This window comes from Exiguobacterium abrahamii (genome assembly GCF_015645365.1).
In the GTDB taxonomy this organism is placed as follows: Bacteria; Bacillota; Bacilli; order Exiguobacteriales; family Exiguobacteriaceae; genus Exiguobacterium_A; species Exiguobacterium_A abrahamii.
This window is the reverse complement of sequence record NZ_JADOYC010000005.1, coordinates 223735-247016: the sequence shown is the minus strand read 5'-3', so window position 1 is coordinate 247016 and position 23282 is coordinate 223735. Positions and strand designations below refer to the sequence as shown.

Sequence of the window (23282 nt, the reverse complement as noted above, 5' to 3'; positions counted from 1 at the left end):
AAGCGTTCCGGTGACGGTTCGCTTCTTTTTGATTACATCGAGCGTGGCGTAAAGGAAATTGTCGTCCGTGTCGACTCAGCGGATAGTTTCGCATCGAGCATGTGGAAACTGTTCGCGACGAGTTCTGCTAATTCATAAACGAGGTGTAACCGTGTATTTTGGAGAATCATCATCTCCATGAAGCCACTGACGTTAACGACAGCCTTAATGTTGAAGTCACCGACCGCAGGCAATTCTTTTTGGACGCCAGCACCGGGTGCGAGTGGACCTTCCGAGAAGAAGACGTGCCCAACGCTTGAAAGTCGACCAAGACATGCATCAATTGCGATGACAAGTGGACGATAATGAGTCGTTTGAATTGAGTGAATCGTTTCAGCGAGATTCAGTGCATGGACGGGTTTAGCGAGTGTACCGTAAACGTGGAGATGAGCAGGTGCTTGTTTTTCAAGAAATGTTCCGACGAGTGGACCGAGTGAGTCGCCTGTCGAACGATCAGAACCAATGCAGACGAGTACGATTGGTCGTTTTTCTTGGACCGCGGAGATTTGTTCGAATAGTTGTTCAGCTAAGCGTTCTTTCGCGAACGGTTCCGTATATTCTAAAAAGAAAGAATAGGGCTTGGGCTCGTGCGAATGAAAGCGGAAATTCATCGAAATCATCCTTTCTTCTCTTGGTGTCGGTGTCGTGGTGGATTGGCAAGAGTGAAGGGTTCTTAGATGATTTTCCTTTCCCGGTTTTTCCGAAAATCTAACGTCAAAATCGGCTCTTTGGTTGAAACTCAATTAAAATCACGTATACTGTCGTAATAGAGAGAACAAGAAAGGATGAGAGAATGGCTACCAATCAAGATGTACAAGAATCCGTCGCCCAAGTCGATAAACTAATCAATCAAGTAATGGATGCGGATATGTGGATTCGTTTTGGGATGAAACTACTGATTGCGCTCATCATCATCGCGGCGTTCTATATCTTAACGCGCGTTTTGACTGGGGCAGTCTCACGTCTCTTTACGATCAGGAAAATCAATGACCAGGACTACTTGGCACAACGACAGAACGAGACATTACTGAAATTGCTACAAAATGCAATCCGTTACGTGCTCGGAATCGTCATGTTGTTGACGGTACTCAGTCAGTTTGGAATCAACATCACCGGTCTCGTTGCCAGTGCCGGAATCGCCGGTCTTGCGATTTCGTTCGGTGCGAAGAACTTGGTGCAAGATATCATTACCGGAGCGTTCATCATCTTCGAACGCCAGTTCAAAGTCGGAGATTATGTACGCGTCGGTGTGATTGAAGGGGTCGTCACGGAACTTGGGATCCGGACGACGAAACTCAAAGGACTCAACGGGGAGATCCACATCATCCCGAACGGTCAGATTTTACAAGTGACGAACTATTCGGTCGACAACAGTTTTGCACTCGTCGACGTCCAAGTCTCCTATGATGAGGATCTTGAACGGGTCGAACAAGTCTTGCATGAGATCGCAGACCGGACGACGAAGAAATATGTCGATATGTTCGTCGAACCGATTCAGATGCTTGGCGTCCAGACGCTTGGTCCTTCTGAAGTCGTCTATCGTTTGATGGCAGAAGTCCCACCGATGCAACATTTCCAAGCTGGTCGTCTGATCCGCAAAGAATTGAAGCAAGGACTCGAAGAAGAAAACATCAAGATCCCGTATCCACGGATGGTCATGATGAATCCAGAACAAAAGAATGGTGGACAAACGGATGATTCCAAAAACGTATCAACTCCATGATTATGTTGAGATGAAGAAGCAGCATCCATGTGGTACGAACCGATGGCAAATCATTCGGGTCGGCATGGATATCCGAATCAAATGTCAAGGTTGCGGGGCAAGCATTTTGATGCCACGTCGTGATTTTGATAAACGATTGAAAAAAGTCTTACCAGAGTAATGAAAAGCGGATCTGATCCTCGTGATTAGATTCGCTTTTTTGTTGTCTTGCTTAAGTGGAGCGGTTGCGTTCGGTTAGGATGTGAGTAAAAAAGACGGTCGAGCTCCTTGCTTAAAAAAATTGAACTATCTATAATTGTGAAAGATGTGCTGACGTGGTGTAATCATTCTACCCACTGCGGCCGCTAGCACGGATTTCCTAGGAAATACCGAAAAGGAGGAATTCCAAGTGGGATTAACAGCAGGAATCGTTGGCTTACCAAACGTAGGAAAATCAACACTTTTTAACGCCATCACACAAGCAGGTGTAGAGGCAGCGAACTACCCGTTCGCAACGATCGACCCGAACGTCGGTGTCGTTGAAGTACCAGATGCACGTCTTCGGAAATTGACGGAACTCGTCAACCCGAAAAAGACGATCCCGACAGCATTCGAATTCACGGATATCGCAGGTATCGTAAAAGGCGCGTCTAAAGGGGAAGGTCTCGGAAATAAATTCCTCGCGAACATTCGTGAGGTGGATGCGATCTGTCAGGTCGTGCGTTGTTTCGTCGATGAAAACATCACACACGTGGCCGGAAAAGTCTCACCGATCGATGACATCGAGACGATCAACCTCGAATTGATCCTCGCAGACCTCGAGCAAGTCGAAAAACGGATTCAGCGTGTTCAAAAACAAGTCAAGTCACGCGATAAAAACGCAGCGGCTGAACTCGAAGCACTTGAAATCGTGCAAGCATTACTCGAAGACGAGAAACCAGCACGTCTCGCTGAATTGAACGAAGATCAAGCAGCTCTCGTTAAACACTTCCAATTGTTGACGATGAAACCGATGCTTTACGTCGCAAACGTCGGCGAAGATGAAGTCGCAGATGCGGACAATAACGAAAACGTCCGTCTCGTACGTGAATTCGCAAAAAAAGAAGGTTCTGAAGTTATCGTCATCTGTGCTCGGATCGAAGAAGAGATTGCGGAGCTTGAGCCAGAAGAACGCCAAGAGTTCCTCGTCGATCTCGGAATCGAAGAATCAGGTCTTGATCAATTGATTCATGCAGCATACAGCACGCTTGGTCTTGCGACATACTTCACAGCAGGTGAAAAAGAAGTACGCGCTTGGACGTTCAAAAAAGGGATGAAAGCTCCACAATGTGCGGGTGTCATCCACTCGGACTTCGAACGTGGATTCATCCGTGCAGAAGTCGTTTCGTACGAAGATTTAGCAGCTGCAGGCAACATGGCGACAGTCAAGGAACAAGGACGTTACCGTTCAGAAGGTAAGGAATATGTCTTCCAAGACGGCGATGTCGTCACATTCCGCTTCAACGTCTAATCGAAAACGAATCGTTATTGCATAAAGCAAAATACTTTGGTAGTATTAACGAATGTGAGTAATGAATTATTGCTCCTTGCTCGAACATTCGAGCCGCCAGTCCAAGAGGAGGTGACAGATATGCGTAAATACGAAGTACTTTACATCATCCGTCCGGAACTTGATGAGGAAGCACGCAAAGCAACAGTGGAGCGTTTCAACAAAGTCCTCACTGATAACGGTGGTACAGTTGATAAAACAACTGAAATGGGTAAACGTCGTTTCGCTTACGAAATCAATGATATGCGTGAAGGGTTCTACGTTCTTCTTAACGTTTCTGCTGAACCAGCAGCTACAAAAGAACTTGACCGTCTCATGAAGATCAGTGACGATATCGTTCGCTTAATGATCACAAAAGACGAGAAATAAGCTGAAACAGGAGAGTGATTCTGATGATTAACCGCGTCGTTTTAGTCGGTCGGTTAACTCGTGACCCGGAAATGCGTTATACGCAGAGCGGGATTGCGGTAACGCGATTCACACTCGCATGTGACCGTCCTTTCACAGGGCAAGATGGGAAGCGAGAAGCTGATTTCATCGATTGCGTCGTTTGGCGCAAGCAAGCAGAGAACGTTGCTCAGTATTTGAAGAAAGGTAGTCTTGCTGGTGTAGAGGGTCGCCTCCAGATTAGCAGCTACGACGATAAAGAAGGGCAACGCCGTTATCGTGCGGAAGTCGTCGCTGATAGCGTCCGCTTCCTTGAGTCACGTAACGCGAGCCGTTCTTCGGATGGTAGCGAAGGCTACGCTTCATCTACTGGTGGAAACGGGAATGCTGCAGGATGGGGTTCACAGCAACAGCAGAACAACTCTTCCTCGCCAGCACCCGCTTCATCGAATTCGGGCTTCGGCGCTGATCCGTTCAGCGGCGGTAGTTCGATCGACCTTTCAGACGACGATCTCCCGTTCTAAGGAAATCGTCCTGAAAAATCCAAGTTAAAAAGGAGGTTAATCACATGGCACGTCGTCCAGGTGGAAAACGTCGTCGTAAAGTATGTTACTTCACGTCGAACCACATCACTCATATCGATTATAAAGACGTAGAACTTCTCAAACGTTTCATTTCGGAACGCGGTAAGATTCTTCCACGTCGTGTGACTGGTACTTCAGCGAAATACCAACGTCCACTTACAATCGCAATCAAACGCGCACGTCAAATGGCTTTAATCCCATACGTGGCTGACTGATTTCGTAGCACCATCCTCATACGTGAGGATGGTGCTTTTTTTCGCTTCCCTTTCATCCCCTCCTGCTTTTCGGTTATAATAAATAAGTTACTAAAAATTTAAATGAACCCTATAGAGCATATAAGGAGGACACGATGGAGTCAGGTCAACAAGTATCACCGGAACGAGAACGACGCATCGTTCGCTTCATTCCGTATTTATTAATCGTCGGTCTGCTTCTCGTCGTCGCTGTACGTGAACCGATCATCTCTGCTATCGGAGCCGTCGTGACTGCCCTCCTCTTCGGATTGCACCTATTCGAAGAACGCCGTGCACGCAGGGCATGGGAGGCGTATGTCGCCGGAATCTCGATGCAAGTCGAGGAGACGGGACAAGATGCGTTGACGAACATGCCAATCGGGATTTTGTTATACGATGAGGAAACCCTCGTCACCTGGTTCAATGATCCGATGCGGGAGATCTTTGATGATGTAGCGATGGGACAGACGCTCAATGAGCTCGATCCCTTATTCATCGAGATGGTCGCGACGAACGAGGACCAAGCGACGCTTGAAATCGGTGATGCCGTATATCGCGTCTTTTCAAATCATGAGAACCGGACGTTTTATCTGTTCGATATGACAGAAGAAGCACAAGTCGAACAACAACTCGTCGACAATCAGACAGTTATCGGCGTCATCTATCTCGATAACTACGATGAGATGACACAAGGTATCGAAGATCAGTTGCGCAGTGAGTTGAACAGCCGAGTTACGCAACTGTTGAATCACTGGGCAGCCGAACACGGAACGTATATCAAACGAACCGCGTCCGATCGCTATTTCATCGTCACGACAGAAGAGAATCTACGGATTCTTGAACGATCGAAGTTCACGATTCTTGATATCGTGCGCGAAGAGACGAGTCAGCGTGGTGTCCAGTTGACGTTATCGATCGGAATTGGTTGCGGCAGTGATCCGATTCCTTCGCTTGGTCTGATGGCTCAATCGAGTCTTGATCTTGCGTTAGGGCGGGGAGGCGACCAAGTCGTCATCAAACGCGACGGGAAAGTCCGCTTTTATGGTGGCAAGACGAATCCGACAGAAAAACGGACACGTGTCCGGGCGCGGGTCATCGCCAACTCGCTTCGTGATTTAATGCAGGAATCAAGCCGTGTCCTGATCATGGGGCATAAGAATCCGGATATGGATGCACTCGGATCAGCGATCGGCATTTTGAAGCTTGCGGAAATGAACGATAAGGAAGCGCATATCGTTTTACCGCCAGAAGAAATCGGTCGCGGGATTCGCCGGATGATGGACGAGATCGCTGAAGTACCACAACTCGAGACACGGTTCGTCAATGCGTTTCAAGCCGATCAGTTGATTGACGATCAGACGTTACTCGTCGTCGTCGATACCCACAAACCGTCGCTCGTCGTCGTGCCGACGTTACTCGATCGATTCGAGCATATGGTCGTCATTGATCATCACCGGCGCGGGGAGGATTTCATCGAAGATGCGGTCCTCGTTTATCTCGAGCCTTACGCATCGTCGACGTCAGAACTCGTCACCGAGTTAATCGAGTACCAGCCGACGAATCAGAAGCTATCGATGCTTGAGGCGACGGCGTTACTTGCCGGAATCATCGTCGATACGAAAGGCTTTGCGCTTCGGACCGGCTCGCGGACGTTCGATGCTGCATCTTACTTGCGTTCACAAGGTGCTGACACGGTGCTCGTGCAAGAGTTCCTCAGTCAGGATCTTGAGACGTACGTTGAGCAGTCACATATCCTCGAGCGGTCCGAGGTCTATACGAAAGGGATGGCGATTGCGACAGCGGAACCTGGCGTCATTCACGATCAAGTCTTGATCGCACAAGCGGCCGATCAATTGTTGTCGCTTCAAGGCATTCGTGCTGCCTTCGTCATCGCGGAACTTCAAGACGGACGGACAGCGATCAGTGCCCGTTCGCTTGGAGAAGTCAACGTCCAGTTGATCATGGAGACGCTTGGCGGCGGCGGTCACTTGACGAACGCGGCGACACAGATGTCAGAATCGGTCATCACGGTCGCGGATGCGTTGCGTAAAGCGATCGATCAATATCTAGAAGATGAGACAAAAGGAGAGGAATCAGAATGAAGGTTATTTTCTTACAAGATGTAAAAGGACAAGGTAAAGCAGGAGACGTCAAAGACGTGGCCGATGCTTATGCAAATAACGTACTCTTCAAGAAAAAGTTGGCGCGTCCTGCGACGACTGGCAACTTGAAGCAACATGAAGCACATGAACGTAAAGCAGCAGAAGAAGCGAAACAGAACTTGCTTGACGCACAAGCGTTAAAAGAGAAAATCGAAAAAGAGACGATCGTCGTCTCGACGAAAGCCGGTGAAGGCGGTCGTGTCTTCGGTTCTGTCACAAGCAAACAGATCGCGGAAGCACTCAAGAGCATGGGCTACAAGATCGATAAACGTAAAATTGAGCTCGAGCACCCAATCAAGGCACTCGGCTTTACGAAGGTACCATTGAAGCTACACAACGAAGTGACAGCGACGTTAAACGTTCAGGTCAAAGAGGCGTGAGTAGAAAAGGGGAACGGTGATGAGTGAAGTCATGCAAAATATGCCTCCCCAAAGTATCGAGGCAGAACAAGCCGTCCTAGGGGCGATCATGATTGATGCGGATCGTTTGATCAGTGCATCAGAACGTCTGTTACCGCAGGACTTTTACCGTGCCTCTCACCAGAGGATCTTCGAAGCGATGCTCGTGCTGTCCGACCGAGGCGAAGCGATCGACCTCGTCACGGTCACAGCCGAGCTCAGTACGCTTGGTATCCTAGATGAGATCGGTGGTCTACCGTATCTAGCGGAACTCGCGGAAGGGGTACCGACCGCAGCTAACATTAATTACTACGTCAACGTCGTTGATCAGAAGTCGACGCTTCGGCGTCTCATTCGGACGGCGGGTGAAATCGTCACTGACGGGTACGAGCGGCAAAATGAGGTCGATGTCCTGCTGAACGAGGCAGAACGGAAGATTCTCGAAGTATCACAAGGAAAAGGGAGCGCGAGCTTCATTCCGATCTCGGACGTCTTGACGAGTGCCTATGCAACGATTGATAAATTGCATAAGCAAAGCGGCGAGACGACGGGGATTCCGACCGGTTTCCAGGATCTCGATAAGATGACGGCCGGATTTCAGCGTAACGATCTAATCATCGTCGCAGCACGTCCATCAGTCGGGAAGACGGCGTTTGCCTTGAACATCTCGCAAAACGTCGCGACACGCGCTGACGAGAACGTCGCCATCTTTAGTCTTGAGATGGGTGCCGAACAGCTCGTCATGCGGATGCTCTGTGCTGAAGGAAACGTCGATGCGCAGCGACTCCGGACTGGTCAACTCGAGGAAGAGGACTGGGGCAAGTTATCGCTTGCGATGAGTAACCTGTCTCAAGCCGGCATCTACATCGACGATACACCCGGTATTCGGGTCAACGATATCCGGGCGAAGTGCCGTCGTTTGAAGCAGGAGCACGGGCTTGGAATGATCATGATCGACTACTTGCAGCTGATTCAAGGGAATGGTCGCTCCAGCGACAACCGTCAACAAGAGGTTTCGGAAATTTCCCGTTCCTTGAAATCACTCGCGCGGGAACTCGAAGTTCCGGTCATCGCCTTATCGCAGCTCTCGCGTGGGGTTGAGAGTCGTCAAGATAAGCGACCGATGATGTCGGATATCCGGGAATCGGGAGCGATTGAGCAAGATGCCGATATCGTTGCCTTCTTGTATCGTGACGATTACTACAATAAAGAAACGGAAGATGCGAATACGATTGAGATCATCATCGCAAAACAGCGGAATGGTCCAACCGGTACCGTCAAACTCGCCTTCCGAAAAGAATTCAACAAGTTCGTGGATCTCGAGCCAAGTAACTCGTACGCGCCACCAGCTTAATCCAAGCTACGTTTTGTCTTCGATTGATCGGAGACAAAACGTAGCTTTTTTTATTTTCACCTAAAGATTCTCAGTTTATTTATCAAAAACGATAATTAAACGAACGAAAGAGAATTGTAACAATTAATTGTTCGGTATTTGGTTGACTTCTTTTTTTTATCGCGTTACACTTAGTCGTGGTTTTGAATCGTACGTGGAGGTGGATGATAAGATGTCATCAGTAGTAGTAGTCGGAACACAGTGGGGCGACGAAGGAAAAGGGAAAATCACCGATTTTCTTTCGAAACAAGCCGACGTCGTAGCACGTTATCAAGGTGGAGACAATGCAGGACATACGATCGTATTCAATAACGAGACGTACAAATTGCACTTGATCCCATCAGGTATTTTTTACTCGGATAAGAAATGTGTCATCGGGAACGGTCTCGTCGTCAATCCGAAATCACTCGTCAAGGAATTGAAGTATCTGCACGATCGTGGTGTTTCAACGGATAACTTGTTAATTTCGAATCGGGCGCATGTCATCTTGCCGTATCATCAGTTGCAGGATCAGTTAGAAGAAGAAGCGAAAGGCGACGCTAAAGTCGGAACGACGCTAAAAGGAATCGGACCGTGCTACATGGATAAAGCCGCACGAATCGGTATCCGGATGGCAGACTTACTCGACAAAGAAACGTTCGCTGAGAAGTTGAAGATCGTTCTCGACCAAAAGAACCGCATGTTCACGAAGATGTATGACGCTGAACCAATCGCGTTCGACGATATCTTCGAAGAGTACTATGCGTATGGACAAGAATTCGCGAAATACGTCTGCGATACATCGGTCGTCGTCAACGATAGCCTTGATCACGGCGAAAAAGTGTTGTTCGAAGGCGCACAAGGTGTCTTACTCGACCTTGACCACGGAACGTACCCATTTGTTACCTCGTCGAACGCATCAGCTGGCGGTGTCGCATCAGGTGTCGGTGTTGGTCCAGCCCGGATCGATCACGTCGTCGGTGTCTGTAAAGCGTACACGTCACGAGTTGGTGACGGTCCGTTCCCAACGGAATTGTTCGATGACATCGGGCATCAAATCCGTGAAGTCGGTCGTGAATACGGAACGACGACGGGACGTCCGCGTCGTGTTGGTTGGTTCGACTCGGTCGTTGTTCGCCACTCGCGCCGTACAAGTGGGTTGACGGATCTTTCGCTCAACTCGATCGACGTTCTGACAGGACTCGACACGTTGAAGATCTGTACATCATACGAATTCAACGGTAAACAGATCGATGAGTACCCAGCAAGCTTCCGTGATCTCGAAGCATGTGTTCCAGTTTACGAAGAACTGCCGGGCTGGAAAGAGGACATCACAGGTGTCCGTCGCTTTGAAGATCTACCGTTGAACGCACAGAACTACGTTAAGCGGATTGCGGATCTCACAGGTATCTCGCTCGTCACGTTCTCGGTCGGACCGGGTCGTGAACAGACAGTCGTCTTGCGTGATCTCTACGAAGAAGCATAAGTCTTAACAGGACTAACTTAAAAAAGAATGACGCGTCTTTTCACGCCCTTTCCTCAGGCGAGACACAAGCCAGTTTTCCTGCTTCATTTAAGCAGGAAAGCGGGTCTTGTTTGTCTCTGACAGCGCATCAATGCGCTTTTCCTGTAGGAGTGGCGTGTGACGCGTCATTCTTTTTGTTACGGAATAGGGGTGGCAGATCATCATTCTGACATCCCTATCTTTGTCGAGACTGACTTTTGAGTCAGCCTCGTTTTTTGTGCGAAATGGTTCACAAACGGAAGCAAAAACAGGTATACTGAATACAGTGTTTCACGTGGAACCTCTCTCGTGAGACGACGAACAGCAGAGAGAGTGGCGCCGGGAGTTTCCGTCGCCACCTTTCTATATGCCGAAAAAACAGGTAAAATAGATTGAATAGAAATTTTTAAGGGGGCACACCCAGTGACGGAACGCAAAATTCTAGTCGTCGATGACGAGTTACCGATTGCAGATATACTCAAGTTTAAATTAGAAAAAGAAGGCTACCAGGTCGCGATCGCAAATGACGGCGTGGAGGCATTAGAAAAATTCGAGGAGTTCAAACCGGATTTGATGTTGCTCGACATCATGCTCCCGTTAATGGACGGGATGGAGGTCTGCCGGGAAGTCCGGAAGACGTCGAAGATTCCAATCATCATGTTGACAGCGAAGGATTCCGAGATCGATACGGTACTTGGTCTTGAGCTTGGCGCGAACGATTACGTGACGAAGCCATTTAGCTCGCGCGAGTTACTTGCCCGTGTGAAAGTCCACTTACGCAACACGAGTCCGGAAGCTACACCACAACCGGTTGGACCAGGTCCACTCAAAGTTGGAGAACTGTATATCGATACGAATTCGCATACGGTGACACGTAAGGATCAAAAAATCGAGCTGACGCAACGTGAGTTCGAATTGTTGCACTACCTTGCGAAAAACATCGGTCAAGTCATGACACGTGAGCATTTGTTACAGACGGTCTGGGGCTATGACTACTTCGGTGACGTCCGGACAGTCGACGTAACGGTACGTCGTCTTCGTGAGAAAGTCGAAGATAACCCAAGTACGCCGGTCTATATCATGACGCGTCGTGGGGTCGGCTACTATCTCCAAGACGGGGAGAATGAATAACGATGTTAAAAGGAACGAACTTCTTTAAATCCATCCAATGGAAACTCGTCGTCATCTATGCCTTATTGATCTTAGTGGCGATGCAGGTCATTGGTGTCTATTTCGTTCGTTCCCTTGAAAAGCAGTACATTACGAACTTCTCGAAGTCGGTCGAGGACCGGGCAGGTCTTGTCGCCTATAACGTCGGGAAGGAATTCGATAAAACAGGCGATGATGACGCCTCCAAGCGGCAGTTGTCCCAATCACTAGGGCAACTGCTGTCTGAGTTTAGTAATGGCTCCACCTCAAGGAACGACATCCTCGAAGTCCAGATCATCGATCAGGACTCGATCATCCAGGCAACATCGGATAACGAGAACCAATCGGCGGTCGGACAACGGGCAACGAATTCATTGATTAAAAAAGCACAGGCAACGAGCTCGACCCGGACAGACACCGTGCTTGATCCGGAATCAGAGGATAAGATCCGGATCTTTGCCGTACCGGTTACCTCGGAACGAGACGGTGTCACGACCGGGATGATCTATGTTCGCGCCTCGATGGAGTCGATCTATTCGCAGATGCAACAGGTCACGCGGATTCTTGCGACCGGAACGGTCATCGCCCTCGTCATCACGTCGATTCTCGGTGTCTTGCTGTCGCGGACGATCACACGCCCGATTTCCGATATGCGGCGTCAAGCAATCGAGATGCGACGCGGGAACTTCTCGCGGAAGGTTAAGGTCTATTCGGACGATGAGATCGGGCAACTCGCTCGTTCGTTCAACGAATTGACGGATGAGTTGCTCGAAGCAAACGCGACGACGGAAGCTGAACGGCGGAAGTTGACGAGTGTCCTTGAGAACATGACCGATGGCGTCATCGCGACGGACCGGACGCTGCGCGTCATCTTGATGAACGATCAAGCGAAGGATATTGTCGGTGCGGACGATGCGAGCGTCGTCGGAACGAACTTGAAGGACTTACTGGCACTCGGTGACGATTTCATGATTCCGGAAGACGGGACGATGCCACCGCGTCTGCTTGATTTCAGCAGTGAGGACGAACTGTTCCTCGTCCGGGCATTCTTCTCGCCCGTCAAGAAACACAGTGGTCCGATTACCGGGATGATCGTCGTCCTGCATGACGTCACGGAACAGGAGCAAGTCGAACAGGATCGTCGCGAATTCGTCGCAAACGTTAGTCACGAGCTCCGGACACCGCTGACGACGATGCGCAGCTATCTCGAAGCTTTGGCAGAAGGCGCGTATCAGGATGAGGAACTCGCACCGCGTTTCCTTGAGACGACACAAAACGAGACAGAGCGGATGATCCGCCTCGTCACCGATCTCTTACAGCTGTCGAAGATGGACAGTAAGGAATACAAGATGAACAAGGTCCGCTTCGATTACATTCAGTTCCTGAATGAGATTCTCGATCGCCATGACATGACGAAGCCGGAACGGATTCGTTTCCGCCGTAAGATCATGAAGCGGAAAGTCTATATCCGTGGGGATCAGGATAAATTGATCCAAGTCGCAGACAACATCCTGACGAACGCAATCAAGTACTCACCGGAAGGCGGAACGATCACCGTCCGGACGATGCTCCGGGCAAAACGGATCGTCATCAGCATCAAGGATGAAGGTGTCGGAATCCCGAAAGCGAATCTCCAAAAAATCTTCGAACGCTTCTATCGTGTCGATAAAGCCCGTGCCCGTAAAATCGGCGGCACCGGTCTTGGTCTGTCGATTGCAAAAGACGTCGTTTCGGCACATGGTGGCGACATCTGGGCAGAAAGTGAATGGGGACGCGGCACGACGATTTACTTCACGCTTCCGTATGAGGTGATCGAAGAGGTGGATGCCGGATGAAGAAACAACACTGGAGTTCGCTGTTACTCGTCCTGCTTGTCGCCGGTTCGATCGCTCAGACAGCGATGCTCTGGACCTATCATCCAAGCAGTGAATCAATCGAGCGGGAACAGGTCTCGTTTAACGAGATCGATGCCTCAAAGACGATTGAAAGCAACCAACTGATCAACCCGGAACTACTCGTCTATTCGGATCAGGAAGGGATCTATCAGACACAAATCATCGGTCGGACCTTCCTTAACCGAATCGGTGCGTCGTTTAACATCGGTGTCCTTGTCTTGACGGATAAAGCGAATAACATTCCGGTCGGTGACCGGAGTGTCGAGATGATTTTCCCGACACCGATCAGTGCGACGATTCTTGAAGAGTTACTCGGCGAAAAACAAATCGCCTTCTCGGAACCGATCAAACGGCTCTATTTACTCGATTATGATGGACCAATCCTCCGTCTCGAGTCGGCGACCGGTCGCCTGAAGGACTTCAAGCTCGTCGGCGATGAGACGGTTCTGAAGCGACTGTTCGCACATGATAAGAAAAAACCGATGACACGCGTTGAACTCAAAGGTGGCGATTATACGTATGTCGCGAGCGGTACGACGCGACTAGAGCAAGTCTTCGTCTATGACGAGGTCGGGCAATCGCCGAAACCACTCGACCGCATCCGGAGTGCCTTTTTCGCTGAGAACTCGAATGTCCAGCAAATCAAGAGTCGGGATGATCTCGACGTCTTGACGGACGGCGTCAGCGTTTCGACGTATGACCGAAACTACAATGTCTATCGCTTCAATACGTTATCGCCGAACACCCAAAGCTCGACGGTCGATTACAGCACGCTCGTCAGCTATGTCAACATTCATGGGGGCTGGCTCGATCAAGATACCCAGCGCAGTGGCTTCCGGTATTACTTTGATCAGATGAGTAAAAAGAGTGAGGAACAGACGGCGACGTTCCGGTTGTACTTGAACCGATATCCGGTATTTGGGGAGAGTGGTCCGCTGCTCGAACAGACGAAGTTCGATCTCGCGACACTGAAGATTATGTACGAGGAAAATCAAGTCCGATCGCTCAGCCGTAGCATGCTTCGGGCGAAGCGGAAATTGATCCTTCGGGAAGAGACGGTACCAGCTGTTGAAACGGTTCTCGAACGTCTGAGCCGTGCTGATCTCTTAAAAGAGATCAGTGGGATCCGGATTGGATATGAGATGACGTATAAGATTTCAACGAGCCGCTATGCCGTCTTTGAGCCGACGTGGTTCATCAAAATCGACGGCGTCTGGCAATCGATCAATCAAGCTGTCGGGAATGAGGGGTGAGGATGAATGGACTGGAGTAAAGCGAAGACCTTATTGATGCTGACCTTTTTGATCCTGAACGTCTACCTCGCCATTCAATTGATGGATCGGATGGTCGAGCCGCGGATCGTCGCGACGAGTGCGACCGGGAAATCGATCTTGAAGGATCGTCAAATCGACGAGAAGAAACTGCAACCAGTCACGCGAGACATCGGCTATTTGACAGCCGAAGTCGATGCGCGAACGCTGGCGCCACTTGCGAGTTCACCGATTCGTGATGCGGTCGCCTCCGTCAAGAATGATGTCGAGTGGTCGGTCCGGTTAACGAAACCGTATCGACTCGAAACGAAGACGATGCGGGATTCTGCTTCATCGTTCGTTCAAGCGTCCGTTCGGTATGGTGCCGAATATACATTTTGGAAGTATGATAGTAAGTATCAGGAGATGACATTCGTTCAGACGTATAAGGGACAGCCGCTCTATTCGACACCACAGCAGTCGCGTGAGGACGATGCGATGATCGGACCGTCCCTGCTCGTCTTGCAGCTCAACGATGCGAAGGAAATCGTCAGCTACAAACAACGCCACTTGAACAAGGTCGTCCGGCAAGCGCAGGACGTGACGTTGTTATCGGCAAGTGAAGCGATCGTCCAGTTGTCGGAGCAAGGCTTGTTCCCGGCATCGAAGCGGTTGACGAGTCACAAGCTCGGTTATTTCTGTCTCGTCACGGAAGGCACGGAATCGGTCCAAATCCTGCCGCCGACGTGGCAAATCGAGCTCGATAATGAAGAAGTCTACTTCGTCAATGCGATTGATGGCGGTGTCCAGACCGTCGAACGATTGGATACAGTCTCAGAGAAATGAGGAATGCACGATGAGCCTACACTACAGCGTCATGGCCAGTGGCTCGACGGGGAACGCCCTCTATATCGAAAGTGAACAGACCCGCTTGCTCGTCGACGCGGGATTGACCGGCAAGGCGATGCTCGCCTTGTTCGACCAGATCGACCGGTCGCCACATGGCATCGATGGTCTGTTCGTCACCCATGAGCACTCCGACCATATCAAAGGCGTCGGCATCATGGCACGGAAGTACAATATCCCGCTCTATGCGAATGAAAAGACATGGGCAGCGATGGAAGCGAAGATCGGTAAGATTGATCCGGCGCTGAAGTTCCTCTGGGAAGTCGGAGAGGTCAAGCAGTTCGGTGACATCGAAGTCGAATCATTCAACGTCAGTCACGATGCAGCCGATCCGATGTTCTTCCAGTTCGCCCATGAAGGAAAAAGATTGGCGCACATCACGGATACCGGATACGTCTCGGACCGAATGAAAGGTGTCATTCGGGGCGCTGATGCCTATATCTTCGAAGCGAACCATGATATCGGCATGCTCCAGATGGGACATTATCCGTGGAGCGTCAAACGACGGATCCTCGGGGATTACGGACACGTCTCGAACGAGGACGCCGCAATCGCGATGAGCGAGGTCCTAGATGACCGGACGAAACGGATCCACATGGCCCACTTGAGCAAGGACAACAACATGAAGGAACTCGCTCGGATGAGTGTCTCTCAGACGCTCGCAAGTCGTGACGTCGATCTGAGTAAGATTCAGCTTCTCGACACGGATCCGGTCATTCCGACACCGCTCCTAAAGCTTTGATTATGGGAAATTACTGAATATGCTCAAAAGACCCCCACATTTGGCTCACTTGCCACGTGATGGGGGTATACTTGTGTAAAGAGAGTCATAAAGGAGGCGTATGTCGATGGATCGACCCGAAGAACCACGGAACGAATCCGAACGATACGAACAGTCATCCGATGAGAGCGGCTTCCCGCCCCGTCAGCCGGCAACGAGCGAACCGGTCAGCCCTTATCGTGAACCATATGAAGAACAACCAGAACCACCGCGTCGTCGTGGTGCCGGAAAAGCCTTTTTCGTCGGTCTGATCGGCGGAATCGTCGGAGCTTTGTTGATCGCCCTCGTCGCGTGGCCGTTCGTCCGTGATGAGATGACGAGTCCAACTCCGGTTTCGTCGACGACAGCGGAACAGACTGCAACACAGACGACAGAGGATGAAGCCGACATCGTCGGTGCGGTTGGTAAGACGAAGGAAGCCGTCGTGAGCGTGACGAACCTTCAGAGCTCGTTCCAAGGAACTGATCAGGAAACGGGTGCAGGGTCCGGCGTTATCTATAAAAAAGACGGCAATAAAGCCTACGTCGTTACGAATTACCACGTCGTTGAAGGGGCGAGCCGCTTGTCTGTCACGTTATCTGACGGAACATCACTCGAGGCAAAAGTCCTCGGCGAAGATCCGACGTACGATTTAGCGGTCCTTTCGATTGATTCATCGAAAGTGACACAAGTCGCAAAACTGGGGGATTCAGATACGTTACGTGCCGGTGAAACGGTCCTTGCGATCGGAAACCCACTCGGGATCTTTGCGAACTCGGTCACGCGCGGTGTCATCAGTGCGCAGGAACGATCTGTCCCCGTCGATACGAACAAGGATGGGCAGCAAGACTTCAACACGGAAGTCATCCAAACCGATGCAGCAATCAACCCGGGGAACTCGGGTGGAGCGCTCATCAATACAGCCGGTCAATTGATCGGAATCAACTCGATGAAGATTGCAGAAGCAAGTGTTGAAGGAGTCGGATTTGCGATTCCGATCAACGAAGCGTTACCAATCATGCGTGATCTCGAGCAAAACGGTGAAGTCGTTCGTCCACAGCTCGGGATTCAGATTCGTGACGTGCAGGAATTCCCAAGCGGGTACCGCGAAGATCGTCTGAAATTACCGAATGATGTCACGAAAGGAATCGTCGTCGTTGGTCTAACCCGTAACAGTGGAGCCGAAAAAGCGGGAATGAAGGCAAACGATGTCATCGTTGAGATCAACGGAAAAGCGATCGCATCGTTCGCGGATTTAAAAAGTGTCCTCTACCGGGATGCAAAAGTTGGCGAAACGGTCAAAGTCACGTTCTACCGGGGCGGTGAAAAACAGACAGCAGATGTGAAGTTGTCGGCTCAGTCACCAACCGTTCAATAAGGCATAACCTGAAAAACCATCCACAGGTCCGACCTGTGGATGGTTTTTTTGAGTAAGGAAACCGACGGCTTTTTCGGTCAGGGAGGTTGATATTTGTTATACTGGAAGCAGATAAATGTGGATAAGTGAAAGGAGGAGACCACCTGTGGATAAGTACGTTTGTTTAGAACATGTCGAGCTCGCGCTTGACGAAATCGTAGATGAAACAGAACAATACCCGATTCTCGATCAGCTAAATCCAGAAAAAAACATCACCTGTGAATACTGTGACGCACCGGCAACATATCTTGTGTCAAGCAAAAAATAAATATCAACATGTGGATTTGTGGATAACTCTGTGGATAACTCCTGAATTTTCTGTCAGAAAGCGAGAAAAAAGATGCAAATTACCATCATTACGGTCGGAAAGCTAAAAGAGAAGTATTTGAAGCAAGGCATCGCCGAATATACGAAGCGTCTCGGTGCGTACTGTTCGATCCAAGAAATCGAGGTCGCGGACGAAAAGGCACCGGAGCAGTTGAGTGAAGCGGAGATGGCGCAAGTAAAGAAAAAAGAGGGCGAACGGATTTTAGCGAAGATCGGACCGGACGTTCATGTCCTCGCACTTGCTATTGAAGGAAAACAACGGACGAGCGAACAGTTCGCAAAAGAACTCGATCAACTGGCAACATACGGTAAGAGCAAGATTGTTTTCGTCATCGGTGGATCACTTGGTCTTGCACCAGAAGTGATGCAGCGGGCGAATGATACAATCTCGTTTTCGAAGATGACATTCCCGCATCAGTTGATGAAGATGATTCTCTGTGAACAGATTTATCGGGCGTATCGGATTAATCGGAATGAGCCGTATCATAAGTAAATGAGGTTTTTGTAGAGTAGAAACAGTACCATCGAAATTATATGGAAGGTGCTGTTTTTAAATAAACAAATACTCGATTAATACTGGCTGTAATTAATTTTGATTAAGTGACAATACAATACAATTACATTCAATCGCCGTAATAAAATGTGTAGTACTATGGAGGTTTTTTTAGTGAGCGAGGATATATCAAGAGAGATAGTGCTTGAAAAATTATTTAATGCGTTTAATTACGGAAATTTAGGAATGTTTATTGGAGCAGGGTTTTCTAAAACAGTTATCGATGATGAATTTTCACCGGCTTTGGGTTGGTTCGATTTAATTAAAGAGGCAAGTGACAAATTTAACATAATATTACCGAATGACAAAGAATTAATTGGAGTTTCATTACCTGAACTAGCAACTTTAATCATTAAAAAGTTAGCAATCGAGCAAAGTATTGATTATGTTGAGGCGAAACGTTTATTTAAAAGAGAAATTTGTAAATTATCAAACTGGCTTCCGAATGAAGAGAAAACAAAAAAATTTAGAGAAATATTTGATATTCTAAATCCTTCATGGATAGTTACCACGAACTACGATTTAGTTCTTGAGACTATTCTTACAGGTAAGAGCAAGAGTTTAAGCCCGATGAATTATCTATCTGCTCCTAAAAATATTATCCCTATTTACCATTTACATGGAACTAGGTTAGATCCAGAAACAATTATTATCACGCAGGAAGATTATATACCGCTTTTCCGACCTAATGAATATAGGCAATCAAAGTTAGCTATGACAATTAGAGAATCCACCACCTTGATTCTAGGTTATGGGTTAGGAGACGTTAATGTTTTGTCAGCAGTTGATTGGTCTAAAAACATCTATACAGAGGAAAACGAATATCCTCATGAAATTATACAAGCTCTTTGGACATCCTCACCAAAAGAAGATGCTTATAAAGATGAGAATGGAAATATAATTATTGAAATAAGTGATTTAACGCAATTTTTAAATGATTTGATTAATTTTATTATTAAGAAGCAACAGGAATATGATGGTGAATTATTGGAATTAAGTAAACTTATAAAAAATTTAGAGGAGGAAAATGAAAAATTTATAGAGGATTTTATTGGAAAAAGAGATTTTAGATTGCAATTAATCAATATATTATCAAGATTTGAACACCATATGATTTCTACGTATATACAGTTTCTCACAGTTTGTATTAGCAGAGTTTGGGAAAAATCTAATGAAGACGGAGCATTTAAAATGTACGATAAATATTTAACTATAATCTTGGATATTGTAGTTAACTATGAGTACAAAAAAATGTCCCCTAGACTATTTCAACTAACTGCAGAATCTTTGAATAAAGTTCTCCGATACGTAAATTTAGACAGCTCAGCTGTTCAGTATTACGGACAGAGCTGGTCAGCGACAAAATCATGGCATAAAAGGAAAAATGATATTCCTCAAGACATGATAGATGAATTGTATCACTATTCAAAGCAAAATATTCTTACTAGCTTAAAACATGGGCTAAGAAAACTTGTGACAGAGGATGATAGATAAATCTATTAAAAATTATAGTCTCAATTGTGTACAGTACTATAAACTGTACACAATTGAGATTTTTATCTGTGAGATTATTCCTCAGATTTATTTTGTAATATTATTAAAAATGAAAATAAGTAGCTTTATAAATCCTCATATAATTTACATTTACATATTACATATAACGAAGTTTTTTATATTAAGGAGTTGATTAAAAGCTATGAATCGGATTAGTGAGCTTACAAAACGTGATATTTTTGATTTATTTCAAAATGGAATTACTATATCTGAGTTTTTTGAAACGAAACAAATTGTTTATCCGTATTTTGGACGAATTGAAGAATTAGATTTTTTAAAAAGAATATACGATTTAAAAAGTTTACCAAGTTATGATGCTAGATTTTCAGACGCAGAAGGTGATATATGCCAACATACGATAAATAATGATGATTACCCATACGGATGGGTATTTGAAGATGAACGTTTTCAATTAGAGAACGGGGACGATGAAACGTATTTAAAGTTTATTTGTGAAATATTTCATCCAGTAGTAAGAGATGAAAAAGGATACTGGAAAGAGTTTCTTGACGAAGTAAATAAATTGTTGAAGCATGATGGATACGAACTTTATTGTATAAAAAAAATATCTAATCGTGATGTGTACGGATGGAAATTATACCAACCAAATGAAGCAGTATTTACACCTTTTTCTCAAAGAAATAAACAAAAAATACGACAAAAACAAATGCAAGTAAGTATTAAAAAAGAAGGAAGGTTGCAGATTTATACCTTATTTAAAAAGTATGATTATATCGAAAGTACGGTTAGTGAAACAGGCTGGCGATTTGAACAATGGATAAGTGACAACATTCTTCAAGAGTTAGGGAAATTTTATACCCCTAAATTTTTCAACGATAAAAAACAATATGTAGAAACAAATAATCTTAAAGATTTCATTTTATCTAATTTTCCGTATTACGTGTTAGATGCTATAGAAATTTTTTTGAGATATAGTACTGATAACTTTATAAATGAGATTAATACAATTTTCGATTTAAACAATATTTCTTTAAAGTTGGTTAACGGTAAAGTTGAAAATAGTGTGGAGCATTATATAAAAGGTGTCGAATTAACATCAATCGAAGAAACGGGTTTAAAAGAGTTACTTAAGGAAGCAAATAAGTATTATGAAAAAGAAAATTTTAATATTGCTGTTGAAAAAATTTGGGATGCTTTTGAGAGATTAAAAACGTATTATTCGCCAACTTTGGATAAGAAGAAATCCGTAAGTAAGATTATCGAAGATGTAAGTAGTAACAAAGAGCCATTCAAAGATTTATTTAATAAAGAATTTATTGAGCTTACGACTATTGGAAATAATTTTAGAATTCGTCATCATGAGATTACAAAAATAGATATTGATGATGAAAGACATTACGATTATTTTTATAAGCGGTGTCTTTCTTTAATTACTACTGTTTTAGAATACCTAAATTATGAAAGCAAAAATAATTAAAATTTATTCAAAAAACCTCATTTTAATTTATTGCGGAGAACCGTATCACAAGTAAACGTATAAATATCATTCTGAAGCGTCAAAACACATCCTAAATGTCTTTGATGCTTTTTTTATAAGTCAATATTTCGATTAATAAAAAGGACATGAAAATCATGGAGGCGGAGAATAGATGGGAGCTTGGGGAGTAGGGATATTGTCTGATGACATAGCAGAAGATATTAGCTTTAGATATAAGGATTTATTAGGCGACAACTTTACGAATGAAGAAGCAACGAAAGTTGTTATTGAAGAATACCTAGATGAGATAGACGATGAAGAAATTACAGCTTTTTGGTTATCTTTTGCATTAATACAATGGAAATTAGGAAGACTTCAAGATGAAGTGAAAATTGAGGCATTGCGTATCATTGATAGTGGTGTTGACCTTGATCGTTGGGAAGAAGATCCTAAATTGAAAAAGAAACGGGAAGTCATCCTTTATAAACTGAAGGAGAAACTTAACTCTCCGCAGCCACAAGCTAAAAAAGTACCAAAGAGATTTATAGCTGAAACAAATTTAAAGACCGGTGATGCGATTAGTTATCAATTACCATCAGGTGATTTCATGATTCTTAAGGTCATCGAAATCATTGAACAATGGACGAAGGATCGATATCCTCTTTTTGAAATATGTGATTGGATAGGGAAAGAAATTCCTTCAAAAGATCAAATCGATTTGTTAGATTTCAGGACAGAAATACAAGCAGATGGAGAATTATTATTTGATAAAGTAGCTGTTTATCCTGCAGGAAAAAGAGACGATCCAGCTAAACGTATAAAAGTGATAGCAGAAAATGTCTCTATAAAATTAGAGGCGGGAACTCCATATACGCTATTAACGTGGAAAGACTTAGATGAATATTTAACTTGGAATCGTTACATAGAATAAACATTAAAAATAAATGGAGGACATAATGATTATTCAGGTCATTGAAGAGGAAACACGTAGTCAGGTCAAAGCCTTTTTTACCAAGCACTGGGGCAGTTCACAAATGGTAACGTCTACAGGTGTTCATGATTGCAGTCTCTTAGACGGATTTTATGTCATTAACGATGATCATGAAATCATTGGACTTGTCACCTATCATATCTCTTCGCAGACGTGCGAAATCATTTCACTGGATAGTCTTGAAGAAGGCAAAGGAATCGGTTCACGATTGATGCAAGTGGTAGAGGAAAAGGCAACACAGCAACAATGCAACTTGCTGACACTCGTTACGACAAATGACAATGAGCATGCGATACGTTTCTATCAACATCGGGGATATACAATATCGCAGGTAATTCCGAATGCCGTGGACCTTGCACGCAAAATAAAACCGGAAATCCCGTTTTACAATGAAAAGGGAGTTCCGATTAAAGACGAAATCGTCTTGATAAAACATTTATGAGTCACTTATTCGTTGTTGATGTTAGAACTTCTAAATAATCTTTCTCACTCTTGAATTGATCATTCACAATCAAATCTGGTGAAATCAAATAGGTTCCGGCATATTCACCGTGCTTAATTTTGAAATAGCATGTCTTAGGTGCGAGTAGACTTTTCGATTGATGAATCTGCTCTCGTGATAGTGGCGTCCAATTTGTCTGATCTTGCTGATTAGCGAAAGAGACAACAATTGATTGATCAGCTTGAATCAATACCACGAGATTTTTCTCTTGTAAACGTGATGGATTGACGTGAGCGAGGATTGGGTCGGCAGACTTAGCGATAAACCCGCCAATAGTAGCGTGTGACTGCTGTTCCTTGATGAATTGTTGAATCATAGTTATCCCCCTGACTGTACCTATAGATTACTCCGACTTTTCTTTTGTGATGATACCAATACCGAAACCAAATAGCATGATGATACCCGTAACGAGTAACGCAGGCACGTGACTTTCTAGTGCCATATAGAGACCTGCACCACTTACGATGACGCCGGTTGGGATCAAAACGTTTCGCATGAAGTATTCCTCCCGAAAGGATAATGACGTTGTTTTCACTATACCGAATAGAACGTCAGATAAAACACATGCTTTAGTAAATAATGACAATCTGATTTTGAATATACAGAACGA

At 46.0% G+C, this 23282-nt stretch carries 25 protein-coding genes; 22 read left to right on the top strand and 3 right to left on the bottom strand.

All coding sequences use genetic code 11. The features are described from left to right. Positions 1–32 precede the first annotated feature (32 nt). Positions 33–650 (bottom strand): spore protease YyaC, encoded by a 618-nt coding sequence (gene yyaC, locus ITJ88_RS14430; protein WP_034786343.1) that lies wholly within the window; start codon positions 648–650, stop codon positions 33–35. A gap of 182 nt (positions 651–832) precedes the next feature. On the opposite strand from yyaC, the gene ITJ88_RS14425 reads away from it, so the two are divergent. From ITJ88_RS14425 to ITJ88_RS14320, 22 genes are all read left to right on the top strand, one after another. Continuing rightward, entirely contained in the window at positions 833–1762 is a 930-nt protein-coding gene (locus ITJ88_RS14425) for a mechanosensitive ion channel family protein (RefSeq protein WP_195866096.1), read from the top strand. Continuing rightward, positions 1734–1922 (top strand): DUF951 domain-containing protein, encoded by a 189-nt coding sequence (locus ITJ88_RS14420; RefSeq protein ID WP_023469853.1) that lies wholly within the window; start codon positions 1734–1736, stop codon positions 1920–1922. The genes ITJ88_RS14425 and ITJ88_RS14420 overlap by 29 nt, the downstream gene beginning before the upstream one ends. 228 nt (positions 1923–2150) lie before the next feature. Further along, positions 2151–3251 (top strand): redox-regulated ATPase YchF, encoded by a 1101-nt coding sequence (ychF, locus tag ITJ88_RS14415; RefSeq protein ID WP_195866095.1) that lies wholly within the window; start codon positions 2151–2153, stop codon positions 3249–3251. A 120-nt stretch (positions 3252–3371) separates the two neighbouring features. After that, complete coding sequence (gene rpsF / locus ITJ88_RS14410) at positions 3372–3659, top strand: 30S ribosomal protein S6 (RefSeq protein ID WP_023469851.1); 288 nt, start codon at positions 3372–3374, stop codon at positions 3657–3659. Positions 3660–3682: 23 nt separating this feature from the next. After that, positions 3683–4201, top strand: a complete 519-nt coding sequence (gene ssb / locus ITJ88_RS14405) for a single-stranded DNA-binding protein (protein ID WP_023469850.1) — start codon at positions 3683–3685, stop codon at positions 4199–4201. A gap of 44 nt (positions 4202–4245) precedes the next feature. Continuing rightward, complete coding sequence (gene rpsR, locus ITJ88_RS14400; protein WP_023469849.1) at positions 4246–4476, top strand: 30S ribosomal protein S18; 231 nt, start codon at positions 4246–4248, stop codon at positions 4474–4476. 134 nt (positions 4477–4610) lie between these two features. After that, a complete protein-coding gene (locus ITJ88_RS14395) occupies positions 4611–6596 on the top strand; it encodes a DHH family phosphoesterase (RefSeq protein WP_195866094.1) in 1986 nt (661 codons plus the stop codon). Next, positions 6593–7036 (top strand): 50S ribosomal protein L9, encoded by a 444-nt coding sequence (rplI, locus tag ITJ88_RS14390; RefSeq protein ID WP_023469847.1) that lies wholly within the window; start codon positions 6593–6595, stop codon positions 7034–7036. The genes ITJ88_RS14395 and rplI overlap by 4 nt, the downstream gene beginning before the upstream one ends. A 19-nt stretch (positions 7037–7055) precedes the next feature. Next, positions 7056–8408, top strand: coding sequence for a replicative DNA helicase (gene dnaB, locus ITJ88_RS14385; protein WP_023469846.1), 1353 nt, complete (start codon positions 7056–7058; stop codon positions 8406–8408). Between the two features lie 211 nt (positions 8409–8619). Continuing rightward, entirely contained in the window at positions 8620–9912 is a 1293-nt protein-coding gene (locus tag ITJ88_RS14380; protein ID WP_029343020.1) for an adenylosuccinate synthase, read from the top strand. A 441-nt stretch (positions 9913–10353) separates the two neighbouring features. Next, positions 10354–11061, top strand: coding sequence for a response regulator YycF (gene yycF / locus ITJ88_RS14375; protein WP_023469844.1), 708 nt, complete (start codon positions 10354–10356; stop codon positions 11059–11061). 2 nt (positions 11062–11063) lie between these two features. Continuing rightward, positions 11064–12914: a cell wall metabolism sensor histidine kinase WalK gene (gene walK, locus ITJ88_RS14370; protein WP_029343019.1), complete on the top strand. Its 1851-nt coding sequence runs from the start codon at positions 11064–11066 to the stop codon at positions 12912–12914. Beyond that, positions 12911–14227, top strand: coding sequence for a two-component system activity regulator YycH (yycH, locus tag ITJ88_RS14365; protein WP_023469842.1), 1317 nt, complete (start codon positions 12911–12913; stop codon positions 14225–14227). The genes walK and yycH overlap by 4 nt, the downstream gene beginning before the upstream one ends. 6 nt (positions 14228–14233) lie before the next feature. Further along, positions 14234–15070 carry a two-component system regulatory protein YycI gene (locus ITJ88_RS14360; protein WP_058265606.1) on the top strand — a complete coding sequence of 279 codons (837 nt, stop codon included), beginning with the start codon at positions 14234–14236 and terminating at the stop codon, positions 15068–15070. Between the two features lie 10 nt (positions 15071–15080). Next, positions 15081–15872: an MBL fold metallo-hydrolase gene (locus ITJ88_RS14355; protein ID WP_023469840.1), complete on the top strand. Its 792-nt coding sequence runs from the start codon at positions 15081–15083 to the stop codon at positions 15870–15872. Positions 15873–15978: 106 nt separating this feature from the next. Then, positions 15979–17268: a S1C family serine protease gene (locus tag ITJ88_RS14350; protein WP_058713710.1), complete on the top strand. Its 1290-nt coding sequence runs from the start codon at positions 15979–15981 to the stop codon at positions 17266–17268. Positions 17269–17413: 145 nt separating this feature from the next. Next, the gene (locus ITJ88_RS14345) at positions 17414–17575 is read left to right on the top strand and encodes a CxxH/CxxC protein (protein WP_023469838.1); all 162 of its coding nucleotides are present in this window, start codon (positions 17414–17416) and stop codon (positions 17573–17575) included. Positions 17576–17647: 72 nt separating this feature from the next. Continuing rightward, positions 17648–18127 carry a 23S rRNA (pseudouridine(1915)-N(3))-methyltransferase RlmH gene (gene rlmH, locus ITJ88_RS14340; protein ID WP_195866093.1) on the top strand — a complete coding sequence of 160 codons (480 nt, stop codon included), beginning with the start codon at positions 17648–17650 and terminating at the stop codon, positions 18125–18127. Between the two features lie 174 nt (positions 18128–18301). Further along, entirely contained in the window at positions 18302–19681 is a 1380-nt protein-coding gene (locus tag ITJ88_RS14335; protein WP_370567839.1) for an SIR2 family NAD-dependent protein deacylase, read from the top strand. 202 nt (positions 19682–19883) lie between these two features. Then, the gene (locus tag ITJ88_RS14330) at positions 19884–21179 is read left to right on the top strand and encodes an AbiJ-related protein (protein ID WP_195866091.1); all 1296 of its coding nucleotides are present in this window, start codon (positions 19884–19886) and stop codon (positions 21177–21179) included. Between the two features lie 172 nt (positions 21180–21351). Next, complete coding sequence (locus ITJ88_RS14325) at positions 21352–22110, top strand: hypothetical protein (protein ID WP_195866090.1); 759 nt, start codon at positions 21352–21354, stop codon at positions 22108–22110. Between the two features lie 25 nt (positions 22111–22135). Next, positions 22136–22612, top strand: a complete 477-nt coding sequence (locus ITJ88_RS14320; RefSeq protein ID WP_195866089.1) for a GNAT family N-acetyltransferase — start codon at positions 22136–22138, stop codon at positions 22610–22612. Position 22613: 1 nt separating this feature from the next. Here the strand turns inward: ITJ88_RS14320 and ITJ88_RS14315 are convergent, their stop codons facing one another. Continuing rightward, the gene (locus ITJ88_RS14315) at positions 22614–22988 is read right to left on the bottom strand and encodes a hypothetical protein (protein ID WP_058713706.1); all 375 of its coding nucleotides are present in this window, start codon (positions 22986–22988) and stop codon (positions 22614–22616) included. 27 nt (positions 22989–23015) lie between these two features. Next, positions 23016–23168, bottom strand: a complete 153-nt coding sequence (locus ITJ88_RS14310) for a hypothetical protein (RefSeq protein WP_195866088.1) — start codon at positions 23166–23168, stop codon at positions 23016–23018. Between the last annotated feature and the right edge of the window lie 114 nt (positions 23169–23282).

What these genes read in the sequence shown, in the direction of transcription:
- ITJ88_RS14355 (WP_023469840.1), top strand. Translation starts at nt 15,081, where the DNA reads ATGAGCCTACACTACAGCGTCATGGCCAGTGGCTCGACGGGGAACGCC.
- rlmH (WP_195866093.1), top strand. Translation starts at nt 17,648, where the DNA reads ATGCAAATTACCATCATTACGGTCGGAAAGCTAAAAGAGAAGTATTTG.
- yyaC (WP_034786343.1), bottom strand. Translation starts at nt 650, where the DNA reads ATGAATTTCCGCTTTCATTCGCACGAGCCCAAGCCCTATTCTTTCTTT.
- ITJ88_RS14395 (WP_195866094.1), top strand. Translation starts at nt 4,611, where the DNA reads ATGGAGTCAGGTCAACAAGTATCACCGGAACGAGAACGACGCATCGTT.
- ITJ88_RS14325 (WP_195866090.1), top strand. Translation starts at nt 21,352, where the DNA reads ATGGGAGCTTGGGGAGTAGGGATATTGTCTGATGACATAGCAGAAGAT.
- ITJ88_RS14310 (WP_195866088.1), bottom strand. Translation starts at nt 23,168, where the DNA reads ATGCGAAACGTTTTGATCCCAACCGGCGTCATCGTAAGTGGTGCAGGT.
- ITJ88_RS14380 (WP_029343020.1), top strand. Translation starts at nt 8,620, where the DNA reads ATGTCATCAGTAGTAGTAGTCGGAACACAGTGGGGCGACGAAGGAAAA.
- rplI (WP_023469847.1), top strand. Translation starts at nt 6,593, where the DNA reads ATGAAGGTTATTTTCTTACAAGATGTAAAAGGACAAGGTAAAGCAGGA.
- rpsR (WP_023469849.1), top strand. Translation starts at nt 4,246, where the DNA reads ATGGCACGTCGTCCAGGTGGAAAACGTCGTCGTAAAGTATGTTACTTC.
- rpsF (WP_023469851.1), top strand. Translation starts at nt 3,372, where the DNA reads ATGCGTAAATACGAAGTACTTTACATCATCCGTCCGGAACTTGATGAG.
- walK (WP_029343019.1), top strand. Translation starts at nt 11,064, where the DNA reads ATGTTAAAAGGAACGAACTTCTTTAAATCCATCCAATGGAAACTCGTC.
- ITJ88_RS14425 (WP_195866096.1), top strand. Translation starts at nt 833, where the DNA reads ATGGCTACCAATCAAGATGTACAAGAATCCGTCGCCCAAGTCGATAAA.
- ssb (WP_023469850.1), top strand. Translation starts at nt 3,683, where the DNA reads ATGATTAACCGCGTCGTTTTAGTCGGTCGGTTAACTCGTGACCCGGAA.
- ITJ88_RS14320 (WP_195866089.1), top strand. Translation starts at nt 22,136, where the DNA reads ATGATTATTCAGGTCATTGAAGAGGAAACACGTAGTCAGGTCAAAGCC.
- ITJ88_RS14330 (WP_195866091.1), top strand. Translation starts at nt 19,884, where the DNA reads ATGAATCGGATTAGTGAGCTTACAAAACGTGATATTTTTGATTTATTT.
- ITJ88_RS14350 (WP_058713710.1), top strand. Translation starts at nt 15,979, where the DNA reads ATGGATCGACCCGAAGAACCACGGAACGAATCCGAACGATACGAACAG.
- dnaB (WP_023469846.1), top strand. Translation starts at nt 7,056, where the DNA reads ATGAGTGAAGTCATGCAAAATATGCCTCCCCAAAGTATCGAGGCAGAA.
- ITJ88_RS14360 (WP_058265606.1), top strand. Translation starts at nt 14,234, where the DNA reads ATGGACTGGAGTAAAGCGAAGACCTTATTGATGCTGACCTTTTTGATC.
- ITJ88_RS14420 (WP_023469853.1), top strand. Translation starts at nt 1,734, where the DNA reads ATGATTCCAAAAACGTATCAACTCCATGATTATGTTGAGATGAAGAAG.
- ITJ88_RS14315 (WP_058713706.1), bottom strand. Translation starts at nt 22,988, where the DNA reads ATGATTCAACAATTCATCAAGGAACAGCAGTCACACGCTACTATTGGC.
- yycH (WP_023469842.1), top strand. Translation starts at nt 12,911, where the DNA reads ATGAAGAAACAACACTGGAGTTCGCTGTTACTCGTCCTGCTTGTCGCC.